Raw genomic sequence first — 18428 nt, forward strand, 5'->3', positions numbered from 1 at the left:
TACGGCGGAGTTTGCGACACACCAAGCGAATACGTCTCTATTTGTTGGCGTGTCGGTACCCGATCGTGGCGTCGACGCACGCCGAATGCGCGAGAATCACGTTATTCCGCACCTGGTTTGTGGCGTGGATCGAAAGCACCCGAAAGGAGCGTCGATCATGGAACCCGAAAACCCTGACTTCACCGCGCAGCTGGTCGATTCGGTCAATCCGATTCGTGTCCGAGGCGATCTGGATCCCGCACTGTCCCGATGGATGTGGCTGGTCAAGTGGATTCTGGCCATTCCGCATTACATCGTGCTTTTCTTTTTGCACATCGCGTACTTCGTGCTCACGGTGATCGCGTTCTTCGCGATTTTGATCACCGGTAAATACCCGAGGGCGATGTTCGACTTCAATGTCGGGGTGATGCGGTGGACCTGGCGGGTCGAGTTCTACGCGCTGGGGGTGCTCGGCACCGACAAGTATCCGCCGTTCAGCCTGCAGTCGAGCGCGGAGTATCCGGCCGATCTCGAGATCGACTATCCGGAGCGCCTGCATCGCGGCCTGGTGCTGGTGAAGTGGTGGCTGCTCGCCATTCCGCACTACCTCATCCTCGGCGCGATGATGACCGGCGGCACGACGTTCTACATGTACGACAACGACGAATGGTCCGGCGCGGGCAGCATTCCGCTGATCAGCATCCTGCTGCTCGTCGCGCTGATCGGGCTGCTGTTCACCGCCAGGTATCCACAGGGCGTGTACGACTTCGTCCTCGGCATCAGCCGGTGGTCCATTCGCGTGCAGGCCTACGCCACGCTGATGCGCGACGAGTACCCGCCGTTCCGGCTCGACCAGGGTGCGCGCGAACCCGAAAACCGTTGAGTCGCACTACAGCACCGAATCCGCCCGCTGCCTCAGCGGGCGGATTCGTATATCCGGCGGACCACGTCCTCGATCTCTGGCTCCTCGATGGACAGATCCCGCACCTCGGCGCGATCGGAGACCTGCGCGAGCAGCTGTGCCGCCGTGGTCCTTTCCGGATCGAAGGCCAGCCGCTGCCGCATCCCACCGGCCTCGGACGCCAGCAGCTTCGCGCAGGGTAGGTCGTCGATGTCCGGCGTCGGCTCGGCCAGATCGACGACGAGCACCCGCCTGGCGCCCACGGTGGCCGCCAGCCCCGTCAACGACCCGTCGTAGACCAGCCGCCCGTGATCCACCACCAGCACCCGGCCACACAATCTTTCGATGTCACCCATGTCGTGCGTGGTGAGCAGGAGCGTGGTGCCGCGCTCGGCGCGTTCGGCGCGCAGGAACTCGCGCAGCCGCTGCTTCGACAGCACGTCGAGACCGATGGTCGGCTCGTCGAGGATCACCAACTCGGGGGAATGCAGCAGCGCCGCAGCCACTTCCGCGCGCATCCGCTGGCCGAGCGAGAGCTGGCGCACCGGGGTGTCCAGCGTGTCGGTCATCTCCAACTGCTCGATCAGCTCGTGTTTGCGCTTGCGCGCGGCGTCCGGGGCCAGCCGATGGATGGCCGCCAGAATCGAAAACGATTCACGCAGCGGCAGGTCCCACCAGAGCTGGGAGCGCTGCCCGAACACCACGCCGATTCGCGCGGCCAGTTCGCGCCGCTGCCGGACCGGTTCGAGCCCGCAGGTGCGCACGCTGCCCGAGGTCGGCACCAGAATGCCGGTGAGCATCTTGATGGTGGTGGACTTGCCCGCGCCGTTGGCGCCGATGTAGCCGACCGCCGTACCGCGTTCGATCCGGAACGACATCCGATCCACCGCGGTGAGCGTCCGGCGGTGCCGGCGCCAGCGGCGGCCGACCTTGCGGGACAGGATGAATTGCCTGGTCAGATCCTCGATGTCGATGATCGCGTCCGATGAGCCGGAATTCGCCACGTTAGCCGCCGCCTCCCTGATAGTGCCGAGTACCGAATCGCCAGAAACACAGCGCGAGAAACCACACCCACAGCACCGCCAGCGGAGCCAGCCAGGCCAGCCACCCCGGTAGCAGCGCCGGACCCGGCAGCCCGAGCAAGGCGATGGTCGGCAGATACGCGGTGAAGCAGACCGGGATCGCTAAGCCGAACAACAGTTTCAGCGGTGTCGGGAAGACTGTGGCGGGTTGCACCGCGGCGAACGAGCCGCCATAGGTGAAGCTGTTGGTGAGCTCGGCGCCGTCGATGAGATAGAACTGCAGTCCGGCCGCGCACACGAAAACGCCACCGAACAGGGCGATTCCGCTGATCAGCGTGAGCGCTACCAGCGTGACGGCGGCCGGACTCCAGTCGATGTCGTTGCGCAGGAAGCCGACACCGAGCACGGCGATGGCGACGGCGGCGCGGGCGAAACGGCGCAGCGAGATATCGCTGGTGATGAGCTGGAGCAGCAGCGGCTGTGGGCGTAGATGATACGCGTCGAGCTGGCCCATTCGGATCAGCGTCGGCAGCGTGTCGAGGTGGCCGAACAACACCTGGGCCAGCGCGAAGGTCGACTGGCCGAACCCGAAGAGCAGCAGGGCGGCATTGAGATCGAGGCCGCCGAGCACCCGGACGTTGTGGAAGATCACCCACACTTCGGCGAACTCCACCAGGCCGATCAGGAACGCGCTGAAAACCTCGCTGACGAACGACAATCGGTAGGCCTGCTGGGCGCGGATCCGGGAGCGCAACACCGCCGCATACGGGGTGAACCAGGTCCCCGCCCGCGCGGCGCCCGGCTCAACCACCCTGCACCTCCAGCTTGCGCCGTCCGGCCGCCAGCAGCACCCGGCCGATGCCGCCGACCACGAGTACCCAGCAGACCTGGACGGCAACCACACTCACCGCAGCCGTTCCGGTGATCCGACCGGACAGCACATCGATCGGTGATTGCAGGATCGAGGGGAACGGTGTCGCCTGCGCGATGGTGCGCAGCCAGCCGGGGAACATGTGCACTGGCACAAACAGTCCGGCGAGGAAGGTGCCGCTGACCTGATACAGCACCCGGAGGCCGCGGGTCTCGACCACCCAGAAGCCGATGAGCGCGACGGCGAACAGACAGAGGAACGAAATAGCAACGGCGAGAAGCACACTCACGGCGCCGAGTAGATAGGGGAGTGGGGTGTTCGGCATGACGAGCCCGAAGGTGAACACGCCGATCAAGACGCTCGGCACCCCGCGCGGCAGGATGGTGCACGCCGCGCGGCCGAGATCACCGGCGAGGTAACCGAATTGGACGTCGACCGGACGCAGGAAGTCGATCGCGATGTCGCCGTTCTTCACCCGGTCGGCCAGGTCCAACGGTGGTCCCATGAACTGCATCGCGCCGAGCAGGCCCTGCGACAGCCATACATACGCGCCGATAGAGCCCTCGTTGTAGCCGCCGAAGTCGCCGGTGGCCCGCACCGCGGCGAGCATCACCGACGCGCGCACGAACCCGAAAACACAATTGGTGAACAGGCCCGCGAACATGGCCAGCTTGTACTGGGACTGTCGTCGAAAACCCGCGCGCGCGAGCTGTGCATAGACCGCGAAGACGCGCCACGGCTGCCTGGTCGCGACGAGCTGCCCGTCCCCGCCTCCTCTGTCGCGCACAAACAGTCAAGCCTAATACCAATGGAATGAGGTGCGAAACCCCTGCGGACGGTTTTTGGAAAAGTGCTACACAGCGCTGAGAAGGATCGCCGGTCCGTTCTTCTCCTTCGAGGCCGCGGGGATCCGCCCCGATATCGTCACGCTGTCGAAGTCCATCGGCGGCTACGGATTGCCCATGGCGCTGGTGCTTTTCAAGCTCGAATTCGACCAGTGGGCGCCCGGCGAGCACAACGGCACCTTCCGCGGCAACAACGCGGCCTTCGTCACCGCGCGGGTCGCGTTGGAGCACTACTGGTCCGACGCGCGGCTCGAGTGCGCCACGCTGGCCAAAGGCGCGCGGCTCGAGCGGGAACTGACCGGCCTGGCCGCCGCGGTCCCCGCCGTCTGCGTCCCGCGGTCCCCGCCGTCTGCTGCTGCCCCCGCGCCCGCGGACGTTTCGCGATGGCCAGCGCATGACATAGCGCGCGATGGTTGTCATACTCGGGCGGCAGGGAGTCGCGAGGATCGGACACGATGTGTCCAGGTCGCGCAGTAGTCTTGTCATCGAATCATGTCGCGGTAGCGAAAGACTGGGAACCCGGGAGGGGAACGGTGGACACGCTGAAGCTGGATCCGGCGGCGGTGGCCGCTTACACCGCGATCGCGGACGCGGTATCCCAACAGTTGGCCTCGGCGGCCGCGGTCGCCTCCGGGGCGGTGAATCAAGACCAGCTGACCACCGACCTCGGCCTGATCGGCGCGGATTTCGCGGCCCGATTCACCACGGCGGTTGCCGAACACGCCCAAGCGTTATCCACGGCAGGGCAACTCGTCGGCACCTACGGCCAGGTGCTGCGCGACTACAGCGCGAACATGCAGGGTGTCGACGTCGATACCGCCGGCGCCATCACCCGGACCGGGGAGACGCTGACATGAGAAGCCTTACCGGACTGCGCAGGCGGACCGCCCCGGCGCGTACCGACACCGCCGCGCCGACCACCACTCATCTCGATCCGAACGTGGATCCGCCGATCGTCGCCGCGCTGGTCCGCCCGCTGCTGCAGTTGCGATCCACCCTCGGCACCGGCGTCGGCGTGCCGAACCAGACCGCGACCAGCGCGCTGTCGTCCGCGTCCACCCAGGCCGCCGATGTGGAAGCCCCGCATCGCGACGGCCTGCACGCGCTGGAATCGACCTGGACCTCCCGCGGCGCCGACGCCGCGGTGCCCGCGCTGCGCACCACGCAAACCGAGATCGGCGAAATCTCCGACCGGGGACCGGCATACCTCAGCGTGCTCGGCGACGCGCACGCCACCAGCGCCCGCGCCGCGCAGACGGTGGACCGGATCATCGCCGACTTCCGGCGCGACGCGCGCGAGATCCTCGGCAACGCCACCGCGGCCCCGGATACCGACGCGGTGATCGCACGGGCCAGCCAGGCCCTGCGCGACGCGCTCACCACGGTCGATACCGCGCAAACCGAGATGAACAGCCACAGCAGGCGACTGGACGAGATGGGACCGCTGACGGTCACCCAGCCCTCCGGCGTCACCACCGCGCAGCCCGGCACGACGGCGCAGTTCATGCCAAGCGGCACAAGCCAATACAGCACGGACGGCACCGGCCAGTACAACCCCGGCCAGTACTATCCCGGCAGCACGGCCCCCGGCATCGGCGGCACCGGGCAGCCGGTGGACCCGGCGCTGGCCGCCCAACTCCAGCTCCAGCAGCAGCTCATCTCCGCGGGCGTGCAGGTCGGCACCGCCGCCATCAACGCGGGCGTCGATATCGGCACCAACATCATCGACAAGATCGCCGAAGTCGGCACGCACATCATCGACAAGGTGGCCGACGTCGGCACGCACGCCATCGACACGGTCGCTGCGGGCGCGGACAAGGCGGTGACCGAGGCGATCCGGCCCGGCAGCACTACCGGCGATCAGTCGACCGGCACCTCGAACTCGAGTACCTCGCCCAAGCTGTTCGACTTCGGTGGTGGTGCGGGCACCCGCCCGTCCACGCCGTCCACCTCGACCGGTCCCGGCACGGTGATTCCGCCGTCGCAGCACGGATCCGCGCCGACGGCGCCGGTGGACACACCGGCACCACCAGTGTCCGTGCCCGCGCCCGCCCCGGACGTGCCGGAACAGCCGTCGGATACCCCGTCGAAGTCCGCCAGCCCGGACCAGCAGAGCCATCCCGGAACCGGTGGCGGCGTGGCGATGCCACCGCCGCCGCGGGCCGACGATCCGGAGCACAAGCCCAAGGATGGTCAGCTCGGCGTCACCGTGCCGACCGCGGCGGTCGCGGTGACCCCGGTCCTCGGCGACTACGACGATGACACCCTCTGACCCGAACTCTCCGGGTCGGCAAGAGGGGCAGGACAATCCATTCGATATGGGTCTGCCCATGCTCCGCACACCCACCGGCAAGGCCAAGAAGCGGCGGCGCGCATCCGGTCGCCGCGCGCCGGTGCGTCGCCGAGATCCGGAGGTCGCCGTGTCCGAGCAACCAACCCCGGACCGCGCGGCTCGGCCGCGGCCGACCGGGGACTGGGCACAATGGCTCGACCCGCCGCCAGCGGCCGAGCCGCAAGCGGAACCGCCGATCGAGCAGGACCGGCGGCGGATTCGTGCCGAGGAGTACGCCAATGACGGCTACGACGAGGACGTGAACCCGGCGCCCGCGATCATCAATCGGTCCGGCATCCACCCCGGTGTTCCGCTGCGCCATCCCACCAAGCGGCGCGATCCGCAGCGCGGCAACAAGGTGCTCGCGGTCCTGATCGTGCTCGGCATCGGGATCGCGGTCGTCTCGATCCTGCTCGCCGCCGTGCACGGGTTCGGTAAGCGCAGTCCATCGACCGCCGCCACCGCGACCGGCGTCGTGCCCGCCACCGCGCCCGCGCAGCATCCCACCGGAACCGCCGCCGCGACAACGACTCCGGTGCCCGCGTCGCCCGGGGCCATCGCGACCCAGGGCTGCGAACAGAAGCGCACCCCGGATGCCGTTTCCGGCACCGATCCCGGCGGCACCGCCAACGGCCCGGACGCCATCCTCGCCTTCGAATACGCCTACTACGTGGAACGTTCCGGCTATCGGGCCCGCGCGGTGGTCGCCGACAACGCCATCGTCTCGCCCGCCGAGCAAATCCAGCGCGGCATCAACCAGATCCCCGTCGGCACCCGCTACTGCGTGCAGATCACGCCGTCTCGCGACGGCGACGACGGCCTCGCGCACTGGCAAGTCATGCTCACCCAGCAGTACCCCGGCGAACAACCCAAGACGTTCACCCAGCTCATCACCACCCGCACCCTCGCGTCGCAGACCCTGATCACCGCCATCGCCTCCGCCTGAGCGTTATTCGCCGGTCCGGCGCCAGGGCAGCAGTGCGGGCGTGGCCAGAGCATCAGCAGCAGTCCCGGCGCGCCGGCGTGCACGAAGGGTAGCCCCAGCAGTCATGGCAGGGGATTCGCGGCGATCGTGCGCCAGCCCTCGGTGATCTCGACCAGGCGCGACGTCGCGACGGGCCGGGGTGGCGGGGCAGGCTCGGGGACCTCGATCGAGCGAATGCACAAGGCGGACAACACGAAACTGGCCGCGTTGAGCAGCACGGTGACGACGGGGCCGAGCGCGCCGATCAGGACACCACCCAGCGGTGGACCCGCCGCCGCCGAGACCCAGGTCGCGGACTCGAAGCGGCCGTTGGCCGCCAGCAAATCATCCTGGGCGACAAGACCTTTCAGATGTGCGCTGCTGGCACCGAGGAAGACGATGTCGGCCGCCGCGACCAGCACGGCGACAATGAGCAACTGCGGATAGCTCAGCGCGCCGGCGAAGTACGCGACGGGCACGGTGAGCAGCACCAGGAACCTAAGCAGATCGGCTCGGACCATCAGCCTGCGCTTGGGCCGGAACTCGATCCAGCCGCCCAGCGGAACTGCGAGCACCGCGCCCACCGCGCCACCGGCGGCCGCGATCAACGACACCTGCAGCGGCCCGACATCCAACGCCAGGATGGCGACCAGCGAAAACGCGTCCAGCGCAAGGTATGTGCCCAACGTGCTGACCGCGAACCCACGCCAGAGTCGCTCGAAGTCCCGGCCGAGACCGGTGACCGCAGGCTGCGTCGCTATCCGCTCGTTGACCATCCGAGCGATCAAACCCGTCGGCCTCGCCCGAGGCAAGCCCCCAGTTCAGCCCGGGCGCTTGCGATTTCCGCTGTCCGTCCTGGTCCGGACCAGTAGTGGGGTGCATCGATGCCGTGGTACAGGCGTACCTATTTATTTATGGCATTGATTGACAATTCTGCGTAATGGGTTCTGCCGTTGTATGCGTTATCGTTCTATGACTGGCCGTTGCGGGAGGTCGAAATCTTCCGGTTTGTTTGGGTCCTTGTTTGCAGGCCTGGTGTCTGCAAAGGTGGATACCTCAGATAGTTTCGATTTCTATCAATTTGATGGAGAAGGCGGGTCGACAGATGATGTCGGTGCTGTGGATCATCCTGCCTTACAGCGCGTTTCTGTCCTTTATCGTCGGCCACCTGTGGCGCTACCGGCACGACCGGTTCGGGTGGTATGGCTCCGGTCTGGAGCTGGACCGGGCGCAGCGGATCGGGGCGACCGCGTTTCGCATCGGGTTGAGCGGCGTGATCCTCGCTCGGATCATCGACTTCTTCGTATCCGGGCCACACTCGCGCCCCGATGGCGCGCTCTACCTCACCCTCACCGTTGTCGAGATGTCCGCCTTGGCAATCGCGACGATCGGCGCGGTGCTGCTGTTCGTGCCGGACATGATCGACAGCCCGGCCCGGTCCACGGTCAGCCCGTTGGACCGCGTCACCTTCCCGGTCCTGGTCGCCGGCTTGCTGACCTGGGTGGCGATCAAGTTCGACCCGAACTCCTCAGAGAACGGATATCGGACCGCCGAAACGCTGTTCACCTGGTTCCGCTCCCTGTTCACGCTGCATCCGAACCCCGACGCGATGCAGCGCGCCCCGATCATCTACCAAGTCCGTGGCCTGGTCCTGATGCTGTTCATCGCGATCTGGCCCTACACCCGGCTCGCGAGCTTCCTCGCGGAACCGGCCTACCGCCTCGCCCGCCGCCTCCGGTCCGAACCCTCGACGGAACCGACCAGAGAATTGTCCGCCCCGCACCGAATGTGACGCGCCGCCGCGTGTTTCGTGCGCCATACTGCTGATCGGACACAGTGACAGCTCGACGGGCACAACTCGCACTTCCATAGCTGTACTCGGATGACGGAAGGCGGGCCCATGACGGATGAGCTGATCGATGCGGGCGGTTCCATCGAGCGCCGCACCATCGAGGTGATTCCCGACGCGGAACGGCATGGCACGCCGTTCAGTCAGTTCACGCTCTGGTTCGGGGCGAACATGCAGATCACCGCGGTCGTCGACGGTGCGCTCGCGGTGGTGTTCGGTGCCGACGCGCTGTGGGCGATCGTCGGGCTGCTGCTCGGCAATGTGCTCGGCGGCGTCGTGATGGCGCTGCATTCGGCGCAGGGGCCTCGGCTCGGGTTGCCTCAGATGATCTCCAGCCGAGCACAATTCGGCGTTTTCGGGGCGGTGCTGCCGCTGCTGCTCGTGGTGGTGATGTATCTCGGGTTCGCCGCGACGGGTACGGTGCTCGCGGGGCAGGCGGTGAACAAGATCCTGCACATCGACAACGCGACGGTCGGCATTCTCGTCTTCGGCGCGCTGACCGCAGTGGTGGCGGTGACCGGATATCGGCTGATCCATATCGTCGGCCGGATCGCCACGGTGGTCGGCGTCATCGGCTTCACCTATCTCGGTGTCCGGCTCTTCACCCAGTACGACGTCAGCGCCTATGTCGGCGTGCAGTCGTTCGACATGGTGACTTTCGTGCTGGCCATCTCGCTCGGCGCGGGCTGGCAGCTGACCTTCGGGCCCTACGTGGCGGACTATTCGCGCTACCTGCCCCGCTCGACCAGCGACCGGACCACCTTTCTGGCCACCTTCGCGGGCAGCGTGCTCGGCTCGCAATGGTCGATGACCTTCGGCGCGTTGGTGGCGGCGGTGGCGGGTAAAGCGTTCCTGGGCAACCAGGTCGGTTTCATCGGCGATCTCGCGGGTCCGTCCGCGCTGGCGTTGTTGATCTATCTGGTGATCGTGGTCGGCAAGCTGACGGTGAACTGTCTCAACGCCTACGGCGGGTTCATGTCGATCCTGACCTCGGTGACCGCGTTCAACCGGCAGTCGCGCACCACACCGTTCGCGCGCGCGGCCTACATCGTCGGGTTCATCGCGGTATCGATGCTCGTTGCGATCGGGGCGAGCGCCGACTTCCTCGGCAACTTCAAGAATTTCGTGCTCACCCTGCTGATGGTGTTCACGCCGTGGAGCGCGATCAACCTGATCGACTACTACCTGATCTCGCGCGAACGCATCGACATCCCAGCGCTGTACGACCCGGACGGACGGTACGGACGCTGGAACGTCACCGCGCTGGCCTGCTACGCCCTCGGCGTGCTCGCCCAGATCCCGTTCCTCGCCCAGCAGCTCTACACCGGCCCGATCACCGAAAAGCTAGGCGGCGCAGACATTTCCTGGATCGTCGGCATCGTGTTCACGGCCGCGATCTACTACCCGCTGGCTCGGCGCACCAGTAACCCGCCGGATCGGATGATCTATCCGGCGGGCACCGTGCATACTGCGGACGCTCAGACTCGCGCGCGCACGAACTTGTAGATGACCAGCAGGATCACCGCGCCGACGATGGCGCCGAGGAACGCGTGGTTGACCGGTGGCTGGAGAGTGAACTTGTGCGGTGCGAACACCAAGCTGCCTAGCGTGCCGCCGACATAGCCGCCGACGATGCCGAGCACGATCGTGCCGATCCAGCCGAAGTTCTCTTTGCCAGGGACCAGCAGGCGCGCGATTGCTCCGGCGATGAGGCCGATGATGATCATCGAGATGATGCCCATGGATTCGCTCCTTGAAACTCACTGGGTGTGACGCACGGGAGACGCCGCGATCAGTGTGCGGGATACCCGGGTTCCATGTGCGGTAATCGCGCGCCGGGTACGCGTCACACGCCGGAAGTTCATTCTTTGTCGAGCATCGGCGCGAGGTAGCGCCGGGTGAAGTCGCGGGCCTGCTCGGCGGTGTCGAGTTCGATGGCGGTTTGCTGGGTGAGGATGAGCGACAGGGTGATTCGGATGTGCAGCTCGGCCACGGTGCGCAGGTGCTGCAGATCCTCGTCGGAAATGGTGGTGTCGGCGTAGAACTCGTGCTGCCAGAGGGCGACGCAGAATTCGCGGAAGGTGTCGATGAGGGGGCCCGCATCGATGGTGAGGGCGGGCAGGATGGATTCCGGTTCGGTCTCCAGCAGCCGTCGCAGCAGCGGGTGCACGCGCAGGAAATCGACTGTGTAGGCGGCACTTTCGGCCATCCGATCGGCCACCGTGGTCTGCGTGCTCGTTGCGGTCGTGCTGCCCGCGAGGTATTTGCGTAGCTCGGAGACCAGGACGGCCTCGGTGAGTGCGGATTTGCTGGGGAACTTCCGATACACCGTCGCGCGGCCGAGTCCGGCCCGTTTGGCGACGTCTTCGACGGTCGAGCGGCGCCAGCCGACCACCGCCATCTGCTCGAAGGCGGCGGCGAGGATTCGCTCGGTCACCTCGTCGGCCTCGTCGAGCAGTTTGAGCACCTCGGGATCGGGAGCTGCCAACTTGTTCAGCAGTGTGTCCCTGGTCACTCGCGTCACTGCACTCCTTGTCGTTGCCGGCCGGTCAACAGTACCGTCGAGACAAACAGGCGATCAATGTCTCAGTTGTCTCAATGTAGCGGCAAGGAGCTCGCATGACACTCGTACGAACATTTGTGACCGGCTATTTTCGCGACGTGCGCGGCACGGCGACCCAGGTTCTTGCCCTGCTGATGGCGGTCTGGTTCACCAGCAATGGCCCGGTCGCGCTGGCGATGAATCCGGACTTCTCGATGCATCCAATGCATTCGCACACCGTCCACGTGCTCGGGTTCATCCCGGTCACCGTGAACGGCTGGCATGCCTTGTTCCACTTCGTCACCGGGGTGGCGGGATTGCTCTGTGTCCGTACGAAGGCGGTTGCGGTGCGCTACGCCGCAGTGACCGCGCTGATCTATCTGGCGGTAGGCGTGCTCGGTCTGGCAAGTGGGACCAGTGTGTGCGGGATGATGGCGGTGGACACCTTCGGTAACTGGGTTCACGTTGTCGAAGGTGTGATTCTCGTCGGTATCGCGGCATCCGGCGTAGTGGGCAAGCGTGAGCCCGATTCGATTCGGCCGTCAGTTATTTCCGGTGCGGGTGGGGTGGCGTCGTGACTGCCGTCATCCTGCTGATCGCGGTGTTCGTCCTGGCGAATCTGCTGCTGCGCGACGGTGATGCGCAGGACTTTCACGGCCGTGAGATCGCGGAGTCTCGGTATCGGGGGAGTCGTCCACGCTCGTCGTGCTCGTTCTTTCGTTGACCTGGCACTGCTCGGCCAGATGCAGCGATTGCAACAATAGTGTCATAAACTGTTGCATCGACTGACTTGGGGCGTTACCGTAGGTCTCATGAAGCAGAGCATCGCCGCTCTCCTCGCCGCTGGGATCTTCGGCGGCGCGAACGAGGACACCGACCGGACCGTGGCGCGGATTCTCGATGCCGCGCTCGTGGAGGCGGCCGCTGTCGGGGTATCGCGACTGAAGATCGACGCGGTCGCGCGGCGGGCCGGGATCAATCGGACCACCGTGTATCGCCGCTTCGGTGATCTGGACGGTCTGCTCGAGGCGCTCACCATGCGTGAGGGCGGGCGGATGGCCGAGACCGTGCTCCATGCGGTCGACGGGGTGGCGGATCCGGCGGGCCGGTTGGTGGAAAGTTTTGTCGCCTGCATGCGGATGGCCCGCGAACATCCGGTCATCGCGCGCACCGCGGCGCTCGAGCCGGACCAGCTCATCGCCATGGGTATGGCCGACGATGCCGCCCTGCTGCGGCTGGGCAGCGCCGTCATCGCCGACCAGCTTCGATCGGCGCAAACCGATGGGCACGCAACACATTTGGACGCGGACGAGACCGCGCAGAGCATCGCCATGCTGTTCGCGGCCTGCGTGTTGATGCCGACCGCGCAGGGGATCGATCTGCGCACCGACGAGTCCGTGCGCGCCTATGCGCGGCGCACGTTGGCACCCATGGTTTTCGGGTCGAGCGCGTAGCTCGCCGAGCAGTGAGAGGAAGGCATGCCATGAGCAACCACGACACGGTGGTTCCGCATGAGGACTACGGCTTTTTCGGCCCGGACTCGGTGTCCTGGAAGGTATTTCTGTATCCGACGGCCCTATCGATCGGGTTTCAGCGGACCGTCGTCACCGAGATGTACGAACCGTTCCTGCTCGCGTCGGTGAACGACACCGGTGCGGTCAGCAAGCGCCCCGCGCTGCGCTACGACCGGACGCTGCAGTACATGGCCACCGTCACCTTCGGTGACAGTGTCTCGGTGCTGAAGGCTTCCGACATTCTGGTGAAGATCCATTCGAAGATCACCGGCACCGAGCCGATCAGTGGATTGCGTTACGACGCGAACGATCCTGAAGCGCAGCTCTGGATCCACCTGACGGCGTGGCACTCCGTGCTTTACACCTACGAGAAGTTCGGGCCGGGCAAACTGAGTCCCGAAGAGGAGCGCCAGTATTGGGTCGAGTGTGCCCGTGCCGCGCAGTTCCAGACCATCGACATCGCCGACGTGCCCTGCTCGCGTGCGGAGATGCGGGCGTACTACGCACGCATGCGTCCGATCCTCACAGCCACGGAGGCGACGCAGCAGCACGTCGAGCAGTTGCTCGACAGTGCGTCCACGCTGCTGCCCGACTCCGCGCTGTGGTGGCCCGTCGCAAAGCTCACTCAGACACTGTTCCGGAAGGGGACCATCGCCACGCTGCCGCGCTGGATGCGCAAGATGGGCGGCGTACACCAGTCGCCGGTGACCGACGCGCTCGTCACCGTCCTGCTGCGCGCCACCTTCCGGCTGGTCGCGCAAAGCGTTGCGGCGCAACGCTTCCTGATCCACACCGCCAGCCCACTCACCGCGCCGATCACGGACCCGATCCTGTGTGCCGTTGCCCCGAAGAACCCCGTGGTCTGGACTCCCGAGGCAGCCCGCGCCCACCACGGTACGGTCCGTCCCACCGACCAGTACGCCCAAATCCGTGCCGCCCGTGCCGAAAAGACACTGCCCGAGCACGCCGCCGCCGACGGCAGCGCCCCACTACTCCCCTTCGCCTAACAGCCCCACCGACTCCCCCGATCAGTACTACCGAAGATCTGCACTCTGTCTCGGGATCTGCACTCCGACTAGGGCCCTATTCCGAGTGCAGATCCCGAGACAGAGTGCAGATTTGTGGAATGGTCAGCTCAGGCGGAGGTCGGAGACGCCGAGCAGTGATGTCACCTGATCGGCGGGCATGGGATAGTGGAAGTGCCAGCCCTGGGCGGTGTCGCAGCCGAGGTCGCGGAGTTGGTCGGCCTGGTGGCGGGTTTCGACGCATTCGGCGGTGACGGTGAAGCCTAGGGCGTGGGTGAGGTCGATGATTGTCTCTAGCAGCAGCAGGTCGGTGGGGCTCGCGGTGTCGGGGGTGCGGATGCGCTGGATGAAGGGGCCTGCGAGCTTGACCACGTGCAGCGGAAGTTGGCCGAGGTAGGCAAGATTGGAGTAGCCGGTGCCGAAGTCGTCGATGGCGATGCGAACGCCGGCGTCGGCGAGGGTGTGCAGGGCGCGCAGCGGTCGTCCGGTGGTCTGCATGAACGCCCGCTCGGTGAGTTCCAGCTGCAGCAGGCTCGCGTCCATGCCGGTCTCCGCGATGACCTGTTGCACGTGGCTGAGCCAGGCCGGATCGGCCACCTCGGCGGCGGAGACGTTCACGCTGACGGTCGGGGTGTGCGGATAGCGGTCGTGCCACTCGCGGGCGGCGCGGCAGGCGGTCTCCAGCACCACCGCGCCGAGCGCGCCGATGTGGCCGTTGTCCTCGGCGATATCGACGAACCGGGCCGGGCTGAGCACGCCGAGATCCGGATGACGCCAACGCACCAACGCTTCCACGGCCACCGTCTGTCCGTTGGTGAGCGAGACGATCGGCTGGTAATCGAGGAAGAACTCGCCGTGCCGTAGCGCCGAGGGCATGGCCGCCGACAGTTCGGCGCTGGTGTGCTCGCGGCGGCCGCGGTCGGCGTCGAAGATCGCGTACCGGCCGCGGCCCGCGGCCTTGGCCCAGTACATGCTGGTGTCGGCCGCCTGCAGGAACTCGCCCGTGGACAGGCGGTCCGCGCGTTCCTCCATCACACCGATGCTCGCGGTGACGGTCAGCTGGTGCTCATGCACGTAAAAGGGTTGGGCCAGTGCGTGCAGCACGGTCCGTGCCACATCGGCCATTTCCTCGACGCCGGTGGAATGCGGGATGAGCACGACGAATTCGTCGCCGCCCATCCGCGCGACCAGCTGATCGGTCCGCGAGACACAGGCATTCAGCCGCGCGGCGACCTGCGCGAGCAGTTCGTCACCGACCGCGTGACCGAAGGTGTCGTTGACGGTCTTGAAGTGATCGAGATCGATGTAGCAGATCCCGACCCTGGCGCAGTCGGCGAAGGCGGCGCTGAGCGCGTCGAAGAAGCGGGAGCGGTTCGGCAGCCCGGTCAGCTGGTCGTGGTGCGCGCGGTACTGCAACCGTTCGCGCAGCGCGCGGCGCTCGGAGACGTCCTCCACCAGCACCAAGGTGTACTGCGGCCTGCCTTGCTCGTCGCGGATGAGCGAGACGTTGATGTGGGTCCATACCGTGCCGCCGCCGCGGTGCCGGTAGGCCTTCTCCAGTTGCACGTTGTCGTATTTGCCCGCGAGCACCCCGGCGTACTTCTGCCACATGTCGGGGCCGTCGTCGGGATGGGTCAGGTCGGTGACCGACAGCGAGCACATCTCCTCGGGCCGATAGCCGAGCATCGCGGCGAAGGCGTTGTTGACCTCGATGATTCGCCCGGTCATATCCGAAAGCCCGGTGCCGATCCCGGCCTGGGAGAACACCGCACGCAGCCGTGCCTCGCTGGCCCGCAGCTGCTGCTCGACCACCCGGCGGGCGGCGATATCGGCGGCCCGCACGCTCTCCTGCTCGGCGAGCAACCATGCGCGGAAGGCGCGCAGATAACCGGTGGCAAAGGCGCCCAGCAACTCGGTGGCTCGCTCGGCGGGCACCGCGCCGGGGCCGAGCAGGTAGGTGTTGAGCACGGCGAGACTGCGCCCGAGTACCTCGTCGCCGACGAAATGCGAACGGGCCAGCTCGCCACCGAGTTCGCCGACTCGCTCGGCGGGGCACCGGCCGCCGGCGGCGGCGGCGACGAATTCCTTGGCCAGGATGGTCAGCAGATCGCGGGTTTCGGCCGAGCTCATGGGCACGACGTGATTGCGCGGCCCGCCACCGAGTGCGGCCGCCCACTGCCCGGCCAGTTCCGCGTGCGGCCCGCCAGGATCTGAACCGCTCCCGGCATCCCACGCCATAAGCTCTGATGGTAGTCCGTTTTGTGGTCTTCCGCCCAACTGCACGCGCCCGCGAACCCCGCTACGATGACGATGCTTTCGTCGCTGGCGTGCGTTGTGCGGCCTCGCGCATTCGCGCTCGCAAGCGCTCTGTGCGGCCTCGCGCATCCGCGCTCGCAAGCGCTCTATACCGAGAAGGGTTGGCGTTAGATGACCAGACCGAGTTGGGCTCCCGAGGGTATCGATCTGGATCGCCCGAGCGCCTCCCGCGTCTACGACTATTTCGTCGGCGGGATGCACAACTTCGAGATCGATCGAATGTTGGCGCGCCAGATCGAGGAGTTCACGCCGGGCGTCGGCGAGACCATGCGCGCCAACCGCGATCTGCTGCGTCGATGCGTGCGGTTCCTGGTCGATGCCGGCATCACGCAGTTCCTCGATATCGGCTCCGGCATCCCGACTGTCGGCAATGTGCACGAGGTGGCCCAGGCGGTAAACCCTGCGGCGCGGGTGGTTTACGTCGACATCGACCCGGTCGCGGTCGCGCACAGCCAGGCCATTCTCGACGGAAATCCGGCCGCCGTCGTGGTGCAGGCCGACATCGGCCAGCCCGACACCATCCTGGCCGACCCGCAGGTGGCCCAGCTGCTCGACTTCGACCAGCCGGTAGCCGTATTGCTGCTCGGCGTCCTGCATTTCGTGGCCGACGACGCCGACCCCGCCGGTTGCGTCGCCCGCCTGCGCGACGCGATCGCCCCCGGCAGCTACCTCGCCATCACCCATGCCACCGCGGACGGGCAACCCGCCGAAGTGCTGGAGGCGCAAAAGCTTTCCGGCCGCACCTCCACCGAGATCGTGCTGCGCGCCAAGCCCGAGATCGCCGAATTCTTCGCTGGCTGGACCCTGCTCGACCCCGGCCTCGTCCACCTGCCGCTGTGGCGCCCCGACAACCCGTCCGACGTCGGCGACAACCCCGAACGCTCCGGCGCTTACGGCGGGGTCGCCCGCAAGGACTGAGCGCGACCGCTGCCGACCGGTCGCTGGTCGAGATCGTCTCGGTGGGAATGCATCCCGCCGAGACAACCCGCTGATCAGGTCCGGCCGGACGAACTGTGTCGCTCTGCTAGGTCACGACGACCACCACGGACAGCTCGTTGACGACATAACTGCATCCGTTGGCACACTGTATTGCTCTGATGGTGTGATTGCCGGTGGTTTTCGGTGTCCAGTGGAAGGACACAGCTTCGTATCTCCCGTTCTGCCTGACGATGTCGGAATTGTTGCTGCCCGGGTACCATGGGTTCGGGATAGCCTGGCCGTTGTCGTAGAAATACACCCAGCCATATGTTTGGAGTGTTCCCCCCATAACGGCTTTGAAATAGTAGCCGGTACCGGCGTGCACCTCGGCGACTTTCCCGGTGCCCATCTCATCCCAGGTCTCGATGCCAACGACTTCCGCCGACGCGGCCGGCGTCCCGACCAGCGCGGCTGCCGCGACAGTCGCCAAGACACCCAAACACCGGACACTGCGGCGGACGCGTTTCGTGCTTTTCATGAATCTCCTTGCGTGCGAAGACACCAAAGGGTGACAGCACAAAGAAAGAACCCCTCCATAGCAGAGTGACCCCCCTCAGCAGATGAGTCCCCGGACCCACTGCGCAACAGTGCTACCGCATATAAGAATGACCGGATCGGCCCACCTGGTCAAGGGACCAGGACGGCTGAGGTTGCCGTTCGCCGACTATTCAGGCGATTGCGGTGCGGAGGGCGAACCAGCCGGTGGCCGGGTCGGCAAAGCCGTGGTAGGTCAGGCGGATTCGTTGGTCTATCGCGAAATGGCGGTAGATGGCGAGCATGGCTTGGCGCATCGCCGCCTCTTGGAAGTCCTCGGTGCGGCGGAAGCCGATGGGGCGCTCGGGGAGCAGGGCGAGGCGGGTCATTTCGGCGGGGTCGTCGAGGTCGAGGCCGACCGGTGCGGTGTCGGTGATGTGGCGGTCGTGCAGGATGGTGCGAGTGCGGCCGGGGTCGGGTAGGCCGGATAGGAACGCGCGGAATTCGGTGTGTAGCAGCGGGCCTGGCGCGGCGGAGGCCGAGTCGGTTTGCACGAGTGCGACCAGGTCGGCGTCGGAGGTCGGCGCGGCGGCGGCGACCGGCGCCTGTTCGAGTAGGTGCAGGATGCTGCCGCCGGGGATCAGCGGTTCGGGCGCGAGGAACAGGGTGACGGTGGGGCAGGCGCAGCCGTGGCCGAGCAGGCAGATCTTCCGGTGCGATGGATCGGGCATCCGGCCTCCTCCAGGATGTGGGCCGAACTCGTCGGCCCTGGGCGAATCGGGACTTCGAGATATGCCGATCGCTGAATTGCCGTGG

Annotated in this window: 20 protein-coding genes and 1 pseudogene; 12 read left to right on the forward strand and 9 right to left on the reverse strand. The window is 66.4% G+C overall.

The genetic code is table 11. The features are described from left to right. Positions 1-157: 157 nt before the first annotated feature. Entirely contained in the window at positions 158-862 is a 705-nt protein-coding gene (locus ABZ942_RS40510) for a DUF4389 domain-containing protein (protein ID WP_357391571.1), read from the forward strand. Between the two features lie 32 nt (positions 863-894). On the opposite strand, the gene ABZ942_RS40515 is transcribed toward ABZ942_RS40510, so the two are convergent. Genes ABZ942_RS40515 through ABZ942_RS40525 form a run of 3 tightly spaced genes read right to left on the reverse strand, consistent with a single transcriptional unit; the run spans position 895 to position 3560 of the window. Next, the gene (locus ABZ942_RS40515; RefSeq protein ID WP_357391572.1) at positions 895-1884 is read right to left on the reverse strand and encodes an ATP-binding cassette domain-containing protein; all 990 of its coding nucleotides are present in this window, start codon (positions 1882-1884) and stop codon (positions 895-897) included. 1 nt (position 1885) lies between these two features. Continuing rightward, positions 1886-2713, reverse strand: a complete 828-nt coding sequence (locus ABZ942_RS40520; RefSeq protein WP_357391573.1) for an ABC-2 family transporter protein — start codon at positions 2711-2713, stop codon at positions 1886-1888. Then, entirely contained in the window at positions 2706-3560 is an 855-nt protein-coding gene (locus ABZ942_RS40525; protein WP_357391574.1) for an ABC-2 family transporter protein, read from the reverse strand. Before ABZ942_RS40525 ends, ABZ942_RS40520 begins: the two co-directional genes overlap by 8 nt. Before the next feature lie 91 nt (positions 3561-3651). On the opposite strand from ABZ942_RS40525, the pseudogene ABZ942_RS40530 reads away from it, so the two are divergent. From ABZ942_RS40530 to ABZ942_RS40545, 4 genes and pseudogenes are all read left to right on the forward strand, one after another. Next, positions 3652-3930: pseudogene (locus ABZ942_RS40530) on the forward strand (aminotransferase class III-fold pyridoxal phosphate-dependent enzyme); the annotation flags it as partial. A gap of 221 nt (positions 3931-4151) precedes the next feature. Next, entirely contained in the window at positions 4152-4475 is a 324-nt protein-coding gene (locus tag ABZ942_RS40535) for a type VII secretion target (RefSeq protein WP_357391575.1), read from the forward strand. Next, positions 4472-5890: a hypothetical protein gene (locus tag ABZ942_RS40540; RefSeq protein WP_357391576.1), complete on the forward strand. Its 1419-nt coding sequence runs from the start codon at positions 4472-4474 to the stop codon at positions 5888-5890. Before ABZ942_RS40535 ends, ABZ942_RS40540 begins: the two co-directional genes overlap by 4 nt. 58 nt (positions 5891-5948) lie before the next feature. Then, complete coding sequence (locus ABZ942_RS40545) at positions 5949-6896, forward strand: hypothetical protein (protein ID WP_357391577.1); 948 nt, start codon at positions 5949-5951, stop codon at positions 6894-6896. Between the two features lie 101 nt (positions 6897-6997). Here ABZ942_RS40545 and ABZ942_RS40550 read toward each other — a convergent pair whose 3' ends face one another. Continuing rightward, entirely contained in the window at positions 6998-7690 is a 693-nt protein-coding gene (locus ABZ942_RS40550) for an MFS transporter (RefSeq protein WP_357391578.1), read from the reverse strand. 308 nt (positions 7691-7998) lie between these two features. Here ABZ942_RS40550 and ABZ942_RS40555 point away from each other — a divergent pair, with 308 nt between their 5' ends. Continuing rightward, a complete protein-coding gene (locus ABZ942_RS40555; RefSeq protein ID WP_357391579.1) occupies positions 7999-8706 on the forward strand; it encodes a respiratory nitrate reductase subunit gamma in 708 nt (235 codons plus the stop codon). A gap of 108 nt (positions 8707-8814) precedes the next feature. Then, a complete protein-coding gene (locus ABZ942_RS40560) occupies positions 8815-10269 on the forward strand; it encodes a cytosine permease (protein ID WP_357391580.1) in 1455 nt (484 codons plus the stop codon). Here the strand turns inward: ABZ942_RS40560 and ABZ942_RS40565 are convergent. Continuing rightward, positions 10242-10505, reverse strand: a complete 264-nt coding sequence (locus ABZ942_RS40565; protein ID WP_150403242.1) for a GlsB/YeaQ/YmgE family stress response membrane protein — start codon at positions 10503-10505, stop codon at positions 10242-10244. The two genes, ABZ942_RS40560 and ABZ942_RS40565, sit on opposite strands and share 28 nt — an antisense overlap. A gap of 119 nt (positions 10506-10624) precedes the next feature. Beyond that, positions 10625-11278 carry a helix-turn-helix domain-containing protein gene (locus ABZ942_RS40570; RefSeq protein ID WP_357391581.1) on the reverse strand — a complete coding sequence of 218 codons (654 nt, stop codon included), beginning with the start codon at positions 11276-11278 and terminating at the stop codon, positions 10625-10627. 104 nt (positions 11279-11382) lie between these two features. Here ABZ942_RS40570 and ABZ942_RS40575 point away from each other — a divergent pair, with 104 nt between their 5' ends. From ABZ942_RS40575 to ABZ942_RS40590, 4 genes are all read left to right on the forward strand, one after another. After that, entirely contained in the window at positions 11383-11883 is a 501-nt protein-coding gene (locus ABZ942_RS40575) for a DUF4383 domain-containing protein (protein WP_357391582.1), read from the forward strand. Continuing rightward, a complete protein-coding gene (locus ABZ942_RS40580; RefSeq protein WP_357391583.1) occupies positions 11880-12029 on the forward strand; it encodes a hypothetical protein in 150 nt (49 codons plus the stop codon). The genes ABZ942_RS40575 and ABZ942_RS40580 overlap by 4 nt, the downstream gene beginning before the upstream one ends. A gap of 88 nt (positions 12030-12117) precedes the next feature. Then, positions 12118-12759 (forward strand): TetR/AcrR family transcriptional regulator, encoded by a 642-nt coding sequence (locus ABZ942_RS40585; protein ID WP_357391584.1) that lies wholly within the window; start codon positions 12118-12120, stop codon positions 12757-12759. Positions 12760-12788: 29 nt separating this feature from the next. Then, positions 12789-13826 (forward strand): oxygenase MpaB family protein, encoded by a 1038-nt coding sequence (locus ABZ942_RS40590; protein WP_357391585.1) that lies wholly within the window; start codon positions 12789-12791, stop codon positions 13824-13826. A 123-nt stretch (positions 13827-13949) separates the two neighbouring features. On the opposite strand, the gene ABZ942_RS40595 is transcribed toward ABZ942_RS40590, so the two are convergent. Beyond that, positions 13950-16082, reverse strand: a complete 2133-nt coding sequence (locus ABZ942_RS40595) for an EAL domain-containing protein (protein ID WP_357391586.1) — start codon at positions 16080-16082, stop codon at positions 13950-13952. A gap of 189 nt (positions 16083-16271) precedes the next feature. On the opposite strand from ABZ942_RS40595, the gene ABZ942_RS40600 reads away from it, so the two are divergent. Further along, positions 16272-17078: an SAM-dependent methyltransferase gene (locus ABZ942_RS40600; RefSeq protein ID WP_357391587.1), complete on the forward strand. Its 807-nt coding sequence runs from the start codon at positions 16272-16274 to the stop codon at positions 17076-17078. Between the two features lie 106 nt (positions 17079-17184). On the opposite strand, the gene ABZ942_RS40605 is transcribed toward ABZ942_RS40600, so the two are convergent. After that, a complete protein-coding gene (locus tag ABZ942_RS40605) occupies positions 17185-17616 on the reverse strand; it encodes a hypothetical protein (protein WP_357391588.1) in 432 nt (143 codons plus the stop codon). Positions 17617-17806: 190 nt separating this feature from the next. After that, positions 17807-18343 (reverse strand): hypothetical protein, encoded by a 537-nt coding sequence (locus ABZ942_RS40610; RefSeq protein WP_357391589.1) that lies wholly within the window; start codon positions 18341-18343, stop codon positions 17807-17809. Positions 18344-18428: the final 85 nt, after the last annotated feature.

The organism is Nocardia sp. NPDC046473, assembly GCF_040645995.1.
Classification (GTDB): Bacteria; Actinomycetota; Actinomycetes; order Mycobacteriales; family Mycobacteriaceae; genus Nocardia.